This window comes from Bacillus mesophilus, from assembly GCF_011008845.1.
Classification (GTDB): Bacteria; Bacillota; Bacilli; order Bacillales; family SA4; genus Bacillus_BS; species Bacillus_BS mesophilus.
This window is the reverse complement of sequence record NZ_JAAIWM010000001.1, coordinates 922,834-938,138: the sequence shown is the minus strand read 5'-3', so window position 1 is coordinate 938,138 and position 15,305 is coordinate 922,834. Positions and strand designations below refer to the sequence as shown.

General features: G+C 37.1%; 14 protein-coding genes. 10 read left to right on the top strand and 4 right to left on the bottom strand.

What is annotated here, in order from left to right:
* Positions 1-120: 120 nt before the first annotated feature.
* Positions 121-1,134, bottom strand: coding sequence for a DUF3231 family protein (locus tag G4D63_RS04840; RefSeq protein WP_163178202.1), 1,014 nt, complete (start codon positions 1,132-1,134; stop codon positions 121-123).
* Positions 1,135-1,547: 413 nt separating this feature from the next.
* Positions 1,548-2,054, bottom strand: a complete 507-nt coding sequence (locus G4D63_RS04835; protein ID WP_163178200.1) for a MarR family winged helix-turn-helix transcriptional regulator — start codon at positions 2,052-2,054, stop codon at positions 1,548-1,550.
* A gap of 188 nt (positions 2,055-2,242) precedes the next feature.
* On the opposite strand from G4D63_RS04835, the gene G4D63_RS04830 reads away from it, so the two are divergent.
* Together G4D63_RS04830 and G4D63_RS04825 are read left to right on the top strand one after the other, a co-directional pair.
* Complete coding sequence (locus G4D63_RS04830) at positions 2,243-3,127, top strand: transporter permease (protein WP_163178198.1); 885 nt, start codon at positions 2,243-2,245, stop codon at positions 3,125-3,127.
* A gap of 96 nt (positions 3,128-3,223) precedes the next feature.
* Entirely contained in the window at positions 3,224-3,724 is a 501-nt protein-coding gene (locus tag G4D63_RS04825; protein ID WP_163178196.1) for a small multi-drug export protein, read from the top strand.
* A 171-nt stretch (positions 3,725-3,895) separates the two neighbouring features.
* Here the strand turns inward: G4D63_RS04825 and G4D63_RS04820 are convergent, their stop codons facing one another.
* Entirely contained in the window at positions 3,896-4,897 is a 1,002-nt protein-coding gene (locus G4D63_RS04820) for a helix-turn-helix transcriptional regulator (RefSeq protein ID WP_163178194.1), read from the bottom strand.
* 671 nt (positions 4,898-5,568) lie between these two features.
* Between G4D63_RS04820 and G4D63_RS04815 the strand changes: the two genes are divergently transcribed.
* Genes G4D63_RS04815 through G4D63_RS04800 form a run of 4 tightly spaced genes read left to right on the top strand, consistent with a single transcriptional unit; the run spans position 5,569 to position 9,515 of the window.
* Positions 5,569-6,621: an iron-siderophore ABC transporter substrate-binding protein gene (locus tag G4D63_RS04815; RefSeq protein WP_163178192.1), complete on the top strand. Its 1,053-nt coding sequence runs from the start codon at positions 5,569-5,571 to the stop codon at positions 6,619-6,621.
* Between the two features lies 1 nt (position 6,622).
* Positions 6,623-7,657, top strand: a complete 1,035-nt coding sequence (locus tag G4D63_RS04810) for a FecCD family ABC transporter permease (protein WP_204559014.1) — start codon at positions 6,623-6,625, stop codon at positions 7,655-7,657.
* Complete coding sequence (locus G4D63_RS04805) at positions 7,654-8,685, top strand: FecCD family ABC transporter permease (RefSeq protein ID WP_163178190.1); 1,032 nt, start codon at positions 7,654-7,656, stop codon at positions 8,683-8,685. Before G4D63_RS04810 ends, G4D63_RS04805 begins: the two co-directional genes overlap by 4 nt.
* Positions 8,685-9,515, top strand: a complete 831-nt coding sequence (locus G4D63_RS04800) for an ABC transporter ATP-binding protein (RefSeq protein ID WP_163178188.1) — start codon at positions 8,685-8,687, stop codon at positions 9,513-9,515. Before G4D63_RS04805 ends, G4D63_RS04800 begins: the two co-directional genes overlap by 1 nt.
* Before the next feature lie 189 nt (positions 9,516-9,704).
* Here the strand turns inward: G4D63_RS04800 and G4D63_RS04795 are convergent, their stop codons facing one another.
* Positions 9,705-10,157 carry a DUF305 domain-containing protein gene (locus G4D63_RS04795; protein WP_163178186.1) on the bottom strand — a complete coding sequence of 151 codons (453 nt, stop codon included), beginning with the start codon at positions 10,155-10,157 and terminating at the stop codon, positions 9,705-9,707.
* Between the two features lie 454 nt (positions 10,158-10,611).
* Here G4D63_RS04795 and abc-f point away from each other — a divergent pair, with 454 nt between their 5' ends.
* From abc-f to G4D63_RS04775, 4 genes are all read left to right on the top strand, one after another.
* A complete protein-coding gene (abc-f, locus tag G4D63_RS04790; RefSeq protein ID WP_163178184.1) occupies positions 10,612-12,249 on the top strand; it encodes a ribosomal protection-like ABC-F family protein in 1,638 nt (545 codons plus the stop codon).
* 218 nt (positions 12,250-12,467) lie between these two features.
* Entirely contained in the window at positions 12,468-12,899 is a 432-nt protein-coding gene (locus G4D63_RS04785) for a VOC family protein (RefSeq protein WP_163178182.1), read from the top strand.
* Positions 12,900-13,583: 684 nt separating this feature from the next.
* The gene (locus G4D63_RS04780; protein ID WP_163178180.1) at positions 13,584-14,576 is read left to right on the top strand and encodes a Gfo/Idh/MocA family protein; all 993 of its coding nucleotides are present in this window, start codon (positions 13,584-13,586) and stop codon (positions 14,574-14,576) included.
* Positions 14,577-14,637: 61 nt separating this feature from the next.
* Positions 14,638-15,207, top strand: a complete 570-nt coding sequence (locus tag G4D63_RS04775) for a GNAT family N-acetyltransferase (RefSeq protein ID WP_163178178.1) — start codon at positions 14,638-14,640, stop codon at positions 15,205-15,207.
* Positions 15,208-15,305: the final 98 nt, after the last annotated feature.

The following is a 15,305-nucleotide window of genomic DNA, read 5'->3' as shown; positions in this document are numbered from 1 at the left end:
GTACTATCTTTTGTAAATGCTCGTTTTTTATTCATTCTGAAGCTAAGTATCGAAAAACGATGCTTCCAAAATTCCAAAACAAACAACTTAAAAGTTACTCCTATCCCTCTGTCCCATTCATCACTTCTCACTCTTAGTTATTAAGTCATCCCGGTCTTCTGATTGGGGTGGTTGTTCGAGCCACCCTTTTTCTATTAATAAGTTGACTCCATCCTCTGCGAAGGTTCCGGCTTTGGAGATAAAGCTTCCATATAGAAGTAGTAAGTCCTTTCTCATAGAAGCTCCCAAGGCAGCGCCATACATACTAATCCCTAGAGCAGAGATTGTATTTACAAGCATCATCATAAATCGGTCAGAAAAGACGGCTTCGGTTGAATCGGTAACGTTGGCATCCCAGGTCATAGAATAAGGGAGATCACTTTCTGTAAATGTTTCATGAATGTCACTCAAGATGCTCTTAGACATCTTGATGCCATGTGAGAAATATTCACGTATTTCAGGGTCCTGCGCAGTTTGAGCAAATCCTATTAAAAGGGATTTTCCTATTTCATTGTTAACAGCACTTGTAAAGAGGTGGGAGATCTCAACTGCTAAAAGGCTTTTCCTTTTGCCAAAGAATCCAGCTATGAAAGATTGTTTTTGCACGATTTCAATTTTCTTCATGTACGTAATGTAAGGAGGACGAATGAGTATACCTTTACTTTGCATTAATTCTTTTGCCTTATCATGAAGCTGCATGGCCTGGTTTGTATAGTCGATAAACATTTTTCTAATATCTGCTCTAGCAGACATGGAAACAGCGGCACCATAGGAGGCTATCCCGAATTTTGATAGGTGCATGATTACCTCTAATACAAATGTATCATGGAACAGTCTTGGTGTATTGGGTCTTAAATGTTCTTCAATAGGAAATCCGACAGGGATGGCGATTCCTTCCTTAGTAAATAGGTCTTCCAACTGTTCAATATGGGTTTTAGAACTAGTAAGAACCTCCTCAATAAGTGGAATCACCTCAGTGTCTTCAGCCACTTCAAGAAAGTGCGAAAACAAACAGAAAGACACACTATCATTTATGTAGGTGTTATATGTATCTGAAAGCTCTGCACTTGTTAAACGAATGTTTTCCAGGCTCACATTATGACCTCCGACTTCATATTAATTTTGTTTCTTATTAGCCAAACTCATTCTCTTTCAGTACTCCTATATTCCCCCTAAAATGCAAACCCTATGAGAGCGGGACCCTGAAAATTTTCCAAAAGAAATGTGCAAGTGTTTAGCTCGAAGAATGTACGTTTCATCTTTGAGAAAAATATAAAAAAGCGACTACCTTTTCCAAGGGTAATCGCTAGTTCCCGTATCTTGAGGAGAAAAGAAACGGTGTTATCATGTCGTACAATTCATCCTCTGAATTGTAATAACAGTATATAGTCTTTATATTAAAGATGTTCCAAAAAAGGGCATGGAGCTTTCATTTTGAGTAATTTTCAAGCTAGGAACAGGGTCGAGTTTGATTTCCTATAAGGATTGTTTTGTATTTTTGTTATGAACTATAACTCAGTTAAGTCCTTTTTGATTTTTTCAGGTAGACTGTATACCCAACTGACAAATTCTTCTCCGTTATAGCGTAGATTTACTTTCTTCAGAAATTCGATTGATGCTTTGATGTTCTCTTTACCTTCAGGGGACTCCAATTCTTTTTGCAAATACGCTAAAAATGTAAATTCGTTATTTAACATTAAAAGTTTCCTTTTTTCTTCACCTATATCGGTTAATTTAATATAGGAAAAACGGGTATCATCTGGCTTTTTAAAGCTAGTCACAAACTTTTTTTTCTTTAAACGTGTTAGGACCTGGGTAACGGTAGATTCATCCAATAACGTTAACTCTGAAATCCTTGAAACGGTTGGTTCACCTTCACTAAAAATGATCCAAATAAAATTCAACTCAGTTACTGTTAACCCCACACTGTTAGCTGAATCCGTTAATTCTGAGGTCATTGCCTTATCAAGCCCGCGTAAAAGGTTAAATAATATAGGAAAATATGTTTCAACCAAATTCCCCAACTCCCTAGTCAACGCTCATTTTTTATTTATATATTCAAGATTTTCGTTAAAATGTATTAATTTGGAATTTTAATACATTTTAATGATTCATATATATATTTGTTAACTAGGAAAATAGGGTTGTTATAGGCTATAGACTTTGAAATAATTAGAAAAAAGGCTGGGAGTAGGAGACTGTAATGAATACTACGACACAATTGATTTTGTTCATTCTTACCATCATCGTGGTGCTGGTGCTTTTTCGAAAATCAAAGGAGAAGGAATCCTTCCTACTTGTTAAGTTATTTGTATTTACGTTGCTTGGAGCGTTTATGTTCGATTTAAACGGGCTAAAGCTACCTTTGGGATTCATGGTATTTCTATTGTTTGTTCGAAAGCCCAAGGTTAATGCTGATACGAAATATATTGCAGTCTCCGTTGGTCTGGTGCTTTTTATACTTGGAATCTTTATTCCTCAAATTGAGAAGATGGTTTATGAGCGCACCCATCATATTGATTTACTAGATACCAATTTTTATAGTGGAAGTTTGGTAGAGGAAGTGGAGAATCTAAGGGATTACTTAGACATGGAGGGCTATAGCCTGGAACTCCGAGGCCTTGATATGACCATTCATCAGGACGGGACGTATGAGAGTCTTGGAATAGGGCTTGTAGAGCAAACGCATCAAGGGCAGATTAACTATATAATTGATCTGGCAGATGATCGGAAAAGTCTTGAGGTAGTTCGATATAAGGTGAAGGATGAGGAATACCTGAAAGACTATATCTTTACAGATGCAGAGCTAGTATTAGGCAATTTTGACCTCATTACAAGTGAAATGCTGGAGAAAAAAGAGTACGATTATTATCATTTTAGTACAGATGGACAAAGAATTGACTATGCTGTAGCAGATAGCAGAACGTTCCAAATCAGTACAGCTGGAAAAGCTAAACTGGAGAATGATCAGCTTCCAGTACAAGCCATAGTGGTAGATGTATGCAAGGGAAAAGAGTTGGACGAATTACGGACCCCATTCAAGTGTCGGGACGATGAACAGTTCTTGCTGGACGTGTTAATGTACTGAGTTAAAGTTCATTTTTCTGGTTTGGTTATTCATATGACAATAGAGATGGAATGATTGGGTAAAGTGAAGATACTCAATTTAAGGGGGAGTTTTTATATGAATATGTTGGAATTGGCTTGGGCGTATGGAGTCGTGTTTGTTTTAGCTGCCCTTCCTTTTTTTGAAGGGTATGGAGTGATAGCATTAGCCATTATTGCTGGGTTACCACAAATACCTGTTATCTTAATAGCATTGTTCGGTAACATCTTAACGGTATTGCTATTAATTCTTTTTATGAACAAAATTAGAGAATGGAGAAGGAAAAGAAAGGGAGACGAAGCAGAGAAAGAATCGAGTAAAAAAGCGATCCGTGCACAAAAAATCTGGAAAAGATATGGATTACCTGGATTAGCCATAATCGGGCCTTTAATTGTGGGCAGTCATCTAACCGCTTTTATGTGTCTTACATTGGGTGGTACAAAGAAAAGTACCTCAATTTGGATGGTGATGAGCATCGTCATTTGGGGCCTTGCATTTGCAGGATTGACTCATTTAGGTGTGGACTTTCTTGGTTATGAAGATAAAGGATTCTTTAAAGATTTAATTTCGAATGATTGATTCTACTTTCGTAAAGTAGGAGTACCAAGGGGGTAAGAGAAAAAGAGTGGTGGTCAATTTGGTGATCACCACTCTTTTTTATTAGTGAATGGCCTCTTTCTATATGAAAGGAGGCCATTCAACGTAGTCAGTGGTAGTAGTAATTAGCCTATAGCCGTTAGTATGTCCCCGTCATTTCGTCTTCCTAAAATGCAACGGAGTTTTCCCATACGTCTTTTTAAACATTTTCGTAAAGTTAGTAGAGTAGTTATACCCAACTTTTTCAGCTATTTCCTCGATCCCTAAGTCGGTGGTAGATAAAAGGTTTGCAGCCAGTGACATTCTTAGGTTATTGATATATTCCCCAATGGATGTGTGGTACAGCTTTGAAAATCCTGCTTTTAATTTTTGTTCATTTAGGTAGACCTTTTTACTTAATGCCTTAATGGTAGGGGGATTGTGATAATTTTTTTGTAGGATGTCATGTGCTTCTTTTATCGCTTGAATGTCAGAAAAGGTTAGCTTTACGACCCTGTTCGTACCGATATGGATATTTCCATAGTCAATTTGATTAGTGAAGGCATTTTCCTTCGATTTCGTCACTTCATTGATTAAAATAGCGATACTTTCTAGAATCTTACTTTCTAAATAGATACTAGTTAATGAATGTTCATGATTCAAACGTTGTAATTGTCCAAGGATTTCAGTAATTTCTAATGGGAGGTACGTATACGTATAGTTTTTGAGTAATGACTGAAAATCGATGATATCTGTAAAGTTAGGCTTTAACACTTCGGTAAAATAGTCTTCGAATATAGTAATTTCTGTTCCATGAAAATGTTGTCCTTTTTTCCACGTTGTTGTGACTTTAAGATCTTGTTCTAGGACAAAAAAGGAGGAAGGGGTAAATGTGTATACCGGATTATTTTCCATCTTAAACTGTGTGATTCCCTCGTAGACGACCCCAAACCGCATTAGTAGCTCCGGATTATTGTAGGACAGCGAAAAATCCTCAGGCATTGTATAGTCAGCGATCAATAAATCATAATACCCTTCTCTTGAATAGTTAATAAGATGTCCAAGTTCAGGCCTGTTTTTGTTCGTGTATAACGTATAGTTTCCATATTTAAAAGGCTCGAACGATAGTTTTTCTATAAAGGCGGATTTAGATTCTTGGTAAGATGTTTTGTTCATTTTTCATTCTCCTTGTAAAGCAAGTATATTCTACTTGGGAATCATTTTCAATTAGATGAGTTGCAAAAATGATTAAATTAGGTGTGTCTATTTAACTGATAATGATTATCATGTACAATTAGCCTTGCACTCGAGTTCAACCTTTTACATGATTTTGATAGTTTGATCTTCTGTTTTAGGTCGTAGGGGTTTCCTTAAAAGACTAAAACAAGTTGGTTATACCTATTACTTTGTTAGAAGGTTAGGTTATATTTAAAGATAAGAAAGTATAAGTTTTTTTGATTGGAGTCTATGTCTAGCTCCAGCGCCCAGCCCCTCGGAGGAAAAAGGAAAGAGCTTTTTCTTAGGTCAAATAACCCTTCGAGAATAAAAGGGAAAACCACCCTTTTTTTCTCGAAGGAACATTTGCTTGTCGGGGCTAAACAGGGCGCTTGCGCTTTTCGTACTACCAGACTTTGTACATTGAAATTAATTCTAGTAGGTTACATACTTAGAAAAGAGTGGATCCTTTTTTCTCGTAGTAGGCAATACCATCAGAGGAGGAGTATGGAGAGGTCACATCAGTTAGTTAAAATTCCATTGAATATAAACATTTTATAAAAACATACTAATTTATATTGATAATGATAATCATTTTTAAAATCAAAAACATGATAAGGAAGGTAATACAGATGAAAGCAAAATTAATAACACTGCTAATGGCTATACTTATGGTTGTAATGGTTGGGTGCTCCACTGAGGAAGCAAGTCCAGAAGAAACAGAGAACAAGTCTACTAACACGGAAACAACGGACACAGAAGAAACAAACACTGAATATCCGATTGTGATTAAGCATGCATTCGGCGAAACAGTTCTTGAAGAAAAGCCAGAACGCGTTGCTACGATTGCATGGTCTAACCATGACGTTGCTCTAGCTCTTGGTGTTGTACCTGTAGGGTTCTCAGCTGCAAACTATGGTGTTCAAGACGGTAGCGGAATGTTACCTTGGACGGCAGAAAAGATTAACGAACTAGGTGAAGATAGCCCAAATATCTATCAGGATACGGACGGTTTAGATTTTGAAGCAATCGCTGATTCTAATCCAGATGTTATTCTTGCAGCATACTCAGGTATTACTCAAGAAGAATATGACACATTAAGTGAAATCGCTCCAGTTATTGCTTATCAAACGACTCCTTGGGTTGCTTCATGGCGTGAACAAGTTACATTCAACTCAATGGGTATGGGAATGGAAGAAGAAGGTAAGCAACTTATTGCAGATACAGAAAAGTTAATTGAAGAGAAGGCAAGTGCATTTCCTGACCTTGCAGGTAAAAAAGCTGCATTCGTAAGCATCAATGCTGCTGATCTATCTAAGTTTTACATTTACTCACCGGCAGACCCACGTGGTGGATTCCTTACTGATGAATTAGGAATGGTTTACCCTGAAAGCATTTCAAGTCAATTTACTGATGGAAGCTTCTTCTTAGAAGTAAGTGCTGAGAATTCTGACATGCTAAACGATGCTGATATTTTCGTAACTTATGGAAATGCAGAAACACTAGCAACTCTACAAGCTGACCCAATTTACGGAAAGATTCCAGCTGTAGAAAGAGGATCTGTTGTTGTGATTGAAGATAATACACCACTTGCAGCAGCGGGAACTCCAAGCCCACTTTCTATTGAAGCGACACTTGATGAGTACTTAAACCTGCTCTCAGAAGCTGTTAACAAAGTGAAGTAATATGAGTACTACATCCGTTTCACAAAATAAGCAGTTACTTATTCCGAAAAACTTTATAAAAGTATTCATCCTTTCAATGATCTTACTCGGAATATGTGTCTTGGCTTCTCTTGCATTCGGATCTCGTACAATTGGATGGAATGAACTGATGAATGGTTTGTTTCATCCAGATGTACAGACCCACGGAGCAAATGTTGTACGCCAACGAATTGCTAGAACTGTATTTTGTATAATGTGTGGTGCCGCACTAGGAGTTTCAGGGGCTCTGATGCAATCTGTCACACGTAATCCTATTGCAGATCCTAGCATACTAGGAGTAAACACAGGTGCGGCACTATTTGTCGTTTGTGGTATATCCTTTTTTAGCATTGGTACAGCTAGTCAATACATTTGGTTTGCATTAGCAGGCGCAATCATAACTGCCATTTTTGTATTCGGAATTGGTTCAATGGGGAGTGGCGGTGCCACGCCCCTTAAACTCGTTTTAGCGGGAGCTGCGACAAGTGCTGCCTTATCATCCCTTGTGATGGCAGTGATGATTCCTCGCTCAAACGTGATGGACCAATTCAGATTTTGGCAGGTAGGTAGTGTGGGGTCTGGAAATTGGGACTCTATCTCTATCTTTTTACCTTTTCTGATCGTTGGGATGCTAATTGCCCTACTCACTGCTCCAGCTCTAAATGCAATTGCTTTAGGTGACGAGGTGGCAACAGGCTTAGGTGTTCGAACAGGAACACTAAGACTGATTGCTGCTTTCGCAGGAGTAGTATTATGCGGTGCCGCAACAGCACTTGCAGGTCCAATTGGATTTATCGGTTTATTGGCAACACATGTCATACGACTATTGATTGGCCCAGATTTACGATACATTATTCCGATGTCAGCGCTAACCGGTGCCATTATATTAATGATCTCAGATGTATGTGGTCGACTTCTTGGGAGCCCAGGTGAGCTTGAGGTTGGTGTCGTCACTGCCTTTATTGGTGCTCCAATCTTAATCCTAATAACTATGAAAGCGAAAATGCGTGCGTTATGATGAATGAAGCTATGAATCTTATAATGGTAGGTAGAACAAAGAGACGTCGACGTTTTATCCTTGTGAACGTTATACTTGTGATCATTGCCCTTGCACTGTGCTGTACGATGCTTATGCTTGGAAACACCATTTATCCTGTTCAGGATATCCTTCGTGTTCTGCTCGGTGAAGAAGTGAAGGGTGCAACATTTGCAGTGGGCTCTATACGTTTACCAAGAATGGTTGCAGGTGTTTTTGCAGGATTTGCTTTTGGTGTCGCGGGTACTGTTTTTCAAACGATGCTACGTAATCCCTTAGCCAATCCAAATGTCATTGGAATTACAGCTGGTTCAAGTGCGGCCGCTGTGTTTTGTATCATCGTGCTTCAAGCTAGTAGTACCGTTGTATCAATTGCCTCCATTTTTGGTGGGCTTGCTACTGTCATTATTATTTATCTTTTATCCAGAGGTTCTTCTTTTTCAATTGGTCGATTAATTTTAATCGGAATCGGTATACAGGCAATGCTAAGTGCTGTGATCTCTTATTTATTATTGATTGGTCAGCTATACGATATTCCTACGGCAATGAGATGGCTAAGTGGTAGTCTAAATGGTGCGAAGATGGAGAATCTGTATCCTTTGATTGTGACTGTGCTGATTTTTACACCTGTCATTGTTGCACTTGGGAAACGATTAGATGTATTAGAGCTTGGTGAGCAAGCTGCAACGTCACTTGGTATTCACACTGATAAAACAAGGCTTTTACTGATCATTAGTTCGGTATTGATTATTGCATTAGCGACTGCTACGACAGGGCCTATCGCATTTATCGCGTTCCTTGCTGGACCGATCGCCAAAAGATTAGTGGGTGCTGGGTTTTCACCTATTATTCCAGCAGGGCTAGTTGGCATCATTTTAGTGTTAGCATCAGATCTTATCGGACAATTTGCATTCGTTGCTAGATACCCCGTTGGTGTCGTTACTGGCATTATTGGTGCTCCATATTTGCTCTACTTGTTAATCCGAATGAATCGAAAGGGAGATTTATAATGAAACCAACACATGTTTATCAAGCTGAAGGAATCACTGCTGGATATGATCATCATACGATCCTACATGATGTTAGTATTTCGATTCCAAGTAACAAAATTAGCATTATTATTGGAGCCAATGGTTGTGGAAAATCCACACTTCTTAAAACGATGGCTAGGCTGATCAAGCCTACTTCTGGTCAAGTTACGTTAGACGGAAAACCAATCAATAAAATTCCACCTAAACAGCTGGCTCGCGTTCTAGGTTTGTTACCTCAATCACCTATTGTGCCGGAGGGTATAACGGTTGCAGATTTAGTAGGCCGAGGAAGGTATCCACACCAAACGTTCTTAAAAGGGTGGACCAAACAGGATTATGAGGCAGTTACAGAAGCATTGGAAATGATGAACATCACTGAATTTGCCGATCGTAATATTGATGAGCTTTCAGGTGGTCAAAGGCAGCGTGTATGGATTGCAATGGCTCTCGCCCAACAAACAGATATCTTGTTTTTAGATGAGCCGACAACCTATTTAGATATCACGTATCAAATAGAAATTCTTGACCTCCTAACAGATCTTAACCGAAAATACGGAACTACGATTGTTATGGTTCTTCATGATATCAACTTGTCGGCACGTTATGCAGACTATATCTTTGCCCTTAAAAAGGGGAAGCTTGTCTCTGAGGGCGAACCATCAAAGGTCATTACAAGTACCTTAATCGAAGATATATTTGGTCTCACTTCTACTGTCATTAAGGATCCTGTATCTGATTCTCCTTATGTGATTCCAATTGGACGCTATCATAATTCATACAATAACCCTGCTAAACAGGTTTTCTCATAGGGATTGGAAAAAGCTCCACCGCATTGGTGGAGCTTTTTGTTATTTATTCGGGCAAAAATGGCAGGGGAAATATAAATATAATAGTACAAAAGCCAGGGACATAGTGAAAATTTCAAGTACCTAACCTTATACTACTAAAATTGTATTTTTATTAAATGTATTAAAGAGCTTGTTCGTACTTAAGACAAGCTACTCCTTATCCTCAAGGTCTTCAATCAATTCCTTCATTTCTGCAATTTCCTTCTTTTGTGTTTCAATAATTGTATCAGCAAGGTTTCGTACTCTCGGGTCTGTGATATCTGCCCGTTCACTTGTCAAAATGGCAATTGAGTGATGGGGAATCATGGCTTTCATATAATCGGTATCATCCACCAGGACCTGGCTGCGAAGTAAGAACAACGAGATGGTAAATAAAATGACACTAGCAGCTGCAATCCCTATATTTACTTTACGGTTTTTAAGCATATGCATCATAAATAGTAACATAACGAAAGTCATAGTAGCACCCATCAATAGAGCCATATATAAACGACTTTCACTAAAAAATATATGTCCAACTTCATAAGTACTCCAATATTTAAATAGAAACATCAGTATGGTAGAGGTAATTACCATTCCTGCAAATTTGTAATATGGTTTCATTTCAATCACTCCTCCTCTTATTTTATACATTCCCAATTCATAAAGGGTGTAATCATATTTTAAGAAGGTCGTTATAGCCAAACATCCATTTCAAGATTGCTAACAACAGATACTGAGGTAGGAAAGTTTGTTTTTAATTAGGGGAATTTTGTAAAAATATTACTTTGATTATAAAAAAAATAGTGCTATTCTAATTTTATAAGATCTAAAGGAGTGATGGATGGACGATGGATAACTAATCTTATTTTTAGAAATTTGAAATGGTATATTTCAAATCAAACAAAAATTGGATTAGTCTGCCCATTTTAATAAACTTGTAGAGCTATGAACGACAATAGCTTATTTGTTTTATTTCATCCTCTTAAGGTGCGGCTAATCCTTCCATTGAAATGGGAGGATTTTTTAATTTACTAATAATGTCTAAATCCTCCCTTTATTGAAAGGGATTGATGATATGAGAGAACTAATAAAATTACACAATGTTGCTTATGACATAATGAATGTTAAAGTTTTTGATGTGATATATGCTAGTGTGCAGCAAGGAGACAGGATCGGGATTATTGGTAAGAACGGGGCTGGGAAATCCACGCTACTGCAATTAATTAATCATGATTTAGAACCAACACAAGGACAGATCCAACGATTACAGCAAGATTTAAAAGTAGTCAGGCTTGAACAAGAAACGGAATCACATACATCTGAAGATATGACTGCTTTTGAAGTTGAACTATTGGAGAAATGGCAAGTACCCGCGCATGAATTTGAAAAATTGAGTGGGGGAGAAAAACTGAAAGCACGGCTTGCAAGTGGGTTTGCCAAGCATGCTCATATACTACTGCTAGATGAACCAACTAACCATCTTGATCAACGAAGTAAAGAATTCTTGATTCAGCAAATGGAGGGTTATAAAGGAACCCTTATCTTTGTCTCTCATGATCGTTATTTTTTAGATACGATGGCAACGAAAATATGGTCAATCGAAGGGAATCAACTGATTGAACATAAAGGGAATTACTCGAGCTATCAAGAGATGCGACAACTTAGAAGGCTTACTCAGCAGCGAGATTATGAAAAGCAAAAAAAGATGGTTGAACGCATTGAAAGTCAAATGGATGAACTCACTTCTTGGTCGAAAAAGGCTCATGCACAATCTACAAAAAAAGAAGGCTTTAAGGAATATTACCGTGTGAAAGCAAAACGTATGGATTCACAGGTGAAATCAAAACAAAAACGCTTAGAAAAAGAGCTTGAAAAAATTAAAGTGAAACCAGTTGAGCCAGAATATACCGTGCAATTTTCTATGAAAACATCTAATAAAGTAGGGAAACGATTCTTAGAGGTTAAAAATCTAACGAAGTCCTTTGATGAACGAATATTATTTCAAAACGCAAACTTCACCATTCAATATGGAGAAAAAATAGCGATTACAGGTTTAAATGGTTGTGGTAAAACGACTTTATTAAAAATAATCATGGGCGAGGAATCAGTTGAAGGTGATGTATGGATCTCTCCTTCCGCAAGTATTGGTTATCTTACACAAGAAGTATTTGATTTGCCATTAAATCAGACACCAGAGCAACTTTTTTACCAAGAAACATTTCAGAATAGAGGAAAAGTCCAAAACTTAATGAAGCATCTAGGATTTCACTCGTCACAGTGGACTGAACCAATTCGGGACATGAGTATGGGTGAACGTGTAAAATGCAAATTGATGGCCTATATACTAGAAGAAAAAGATGTGCTTATTTTAGATGAGCCGACCAATCATCTTGACTTACCTTCACGGGAACAATTAGAAGATACATTAGCCAAGTATAATGGAACGTTACTAGTGGTTTCGCATGATCGATATTTTTTCGAAAAAACAACGGAAAATAAGTTGGTCATTTCAAACAAGCAAATACAAAAGCAATATTCTGAAGCACTTCAAAAAAGAGATGAGATAGAAGAATTACGTTTAAAGTTAGAATCAGAGAGGCAAGAAGTGTTAGGTAGACTTAGTTTCCTCGCTCAACATGATGCTGCATATGCTGAACTAGACAAAAAATTTATTGAACTCACTAAACAAATAAAAGAACTTCCTACTGAATAGTAAACTCTATTTGGAAGGGAATAAAGCGGTCATTTTAAAATGATCGCTTTTCGATTTCGGCTTTCCCGCAATTTGAAAGAGCAACTGTTAAGACAGTAGTTATATAGTTAAGTATTAAAGGGAACCCTACTGTTAAAATTTGTTAAGTAATCTACTATCGGGTAGAATATGTGAAGGATAAAATTAAAGATTATAAAAAACATTTAAAGAGGTGTCTAATGATTGTAGGAATGCATCCTTATTTAGTATTGAATGGTAACGGAAAAGAAGCAGTTGAATTCTATGAAAAATCATTGGATGCAAAGGTTCTCGGTATTCAAACGTTTGGCGATTTAGCTGAAAATCCCGAATACCCAATGGCCGAGGAAGTCAAAGGCAGAGTAATGAATGCACATCTGAAGGTTGGTAACACAGATCTAATGCTATCTGATACGTTTCCTGGAAACCCCTATCAAATCGGATCACAAGTAACGATTGCTCTATTAATTAATCAAGAGGAAAAAACTAGAGAAATATTCAGGAATTTGCAAGAAGAGGGACAAGTTCTAATGGAGCTTCAACAAACATTCTGGAGTTCTCTATACGGACAAGTGAAAGACAAGTTCGGTGTGACTTGGCAGGTTTCCAATCAAGCTGCTTACGAAGGTTAATATCTCCTTATCTACATACCTATCGAAACGATCACTTTTTTTGAGTGGTCGTTTTTTATATGAAATTGACCGTTTTCAAAAATAAACTGAAATAGAGCTAACCTCACTTAAGGAAAAGCGTGATTAATAAATATATACAATTGATAAGAGATAGCATATAATTTTTTTCATGAATAAATCAGGATGTATTCATAATTAAGATAGCAATTTAACCGCATATGGTTCAGTAAATACAAAGATTAGAAACTATTAGAAGTAAATATTTTCAAGTGAAAAAAGGTTAATTAGTATATGGAAGAAGAGAGAAGTCTTATAAGTGGGAATACTGGATTGGTATCACAGTAGTAGTTTTACTTGTTGCAGTAGTAATCCTACTATCCTATCGTATGGTAAATCAGTGGATGCTAAAGCACGATAGCAAAAAGGTAATAGAAAGCGATGGTGTCAGCGAGTTAGTAGAATTAGAGGTTAATGATCTTACAATACATAACAAATTCAGCCTATTTCTACAACAAAAAAGTGCAGAGAAGTTTACATCCTTCTCTACACTTTGATTCATTTTATGTAATGTCCTTTACCTTTAACTTAATAATATCATACAAATTCTGTGAATTATAGACCTATCTTTTTTTGTTTTTTTTATTAACATAAAATATGGAAATGATTATGTTAGGAGATGAATAGATGGCAACAATTAAGATGGCTATTATTGGTTTAGGAGCTTTCGGATCAAGGATTTTAAATCCGATCCCATTTTTTCATAAGAAAGATGAACTTGAAGTAGTGGCGATTTGTGATGTGAATGATACCTTAGCAAAGGAACTAGCTGAAAAACATGAGATCCCACACTGGTATACATCTTACGAAGAAATGCTAGATACGTTAGTAATAGATTTAGTCTATGTCGCGACACCTCCTTCAACACATGAAGTAATCTCGAAGGACGTTGCTGCACGAGGAATTCATATCTTTTGTGAGAAGCCGTTAGCTGAATCTCTTGAAAGTGCAAGAAACATGCTACTTGATGTAAAAGATAAAAACATTGTTCATGCTGTTCATTTTGGTCAGAACTATTTACCTGCACTAAATAAGTTTCATAAGATGGTTGATGATGGCTATATGGGTGAACTGAACCACATTGAATTAAACATGCATTATAGTAGCTGGCCACCCGAGTGGCAGCAAAACGATTGGATTTCAACAAGAAACGGTGGTTTTTTGCTAGAGCAAGGTGTTCATCTTATTCAAGCCATTCAGAGAGTGTTTGGTAGAATCATAGAAATTCAAAGTGAATTGGAATATCCAAGTTCTACAGAATCAGAGACCAAAGTTAAAGCCAAGTTAACTCTTGAGTCTGGTCATTCTATTGTGATTGATGGCATGGTGGACCCAAGTATTAAAGAAGAAGTATCACTTTCAGCGATCGGGACTGAAGGTGTCATTGCATTCAGTTTTTCAGGAGTTCAAGCAGCCAAGAATGGCTTACCTTTGGAAGACGTCACCCTGGATGAGCCTTTCATGTATCCTTGGATTCTTGCTCATATTATCAAAGCTGTTAAAGGTGAGCCTGCCGAAATTTATGATTATAAGGCAGGCTATGAGGCTCAAGTGGTTGTGGAAATCATACGCAAAGGTGAGCAGAAGGTCGTTAATCTTAGAGATTACTATATTAATTAAAGTAAACCTGTGCTGTAATGATTTCATACTAGTTTGATAATAGAAAGTAGTGATCTGTTAGATGAAAAATCTATTTAATCAATTTCCAATTCTACATTCAGAACGACTAACACTAAGACCCATTTCTGAAGAAGATGCTGAACATATATACGAATATTTTTCTGATGATGAAGTGACACAATTTTATGGAATTGACTCTTTTACTAGCTTAGAACAAGCTATTCAGCTGGTTACTCAATTTCAAAAAGGGTATGAAGAAAAGAAGGCTGTACGATGGGGGATTGCCCTTTCAGATACAAATCAACTCATTGGATCAATAGGATTTCATAATATGAACCATCACCATAAAAGAGTAGAGATTGGTTATGAGATTACTAAATTAGAATGGGGTAAGGGCTTCGTAACGGAAGCATTAAAGGCCGTTATTAGCTATGCTTTTGACCAAACTGAGATTCATCGTATTGGTGCAACTGTGAGAGGAGAAAATATCCCTTCACAACAGGTATTAACAAAGTTGGGATTTGCACAAGAAGGCGTGCTTCGAGATTATCAATTTTCAAGAGGAGTGTTTTATGATCTAATTATGTTCTCCTTAGTAAGACATAATGGGTTTAAGGGTCTAATTAATTAGCAACAGTCAACTGTCCGTATAGGCAGATATTGTCTTTAGTATGTTAATGGTCGTGTTAAACAAAAAAACAAATCTAGTTCCTTCTAGATTTGTTTTTT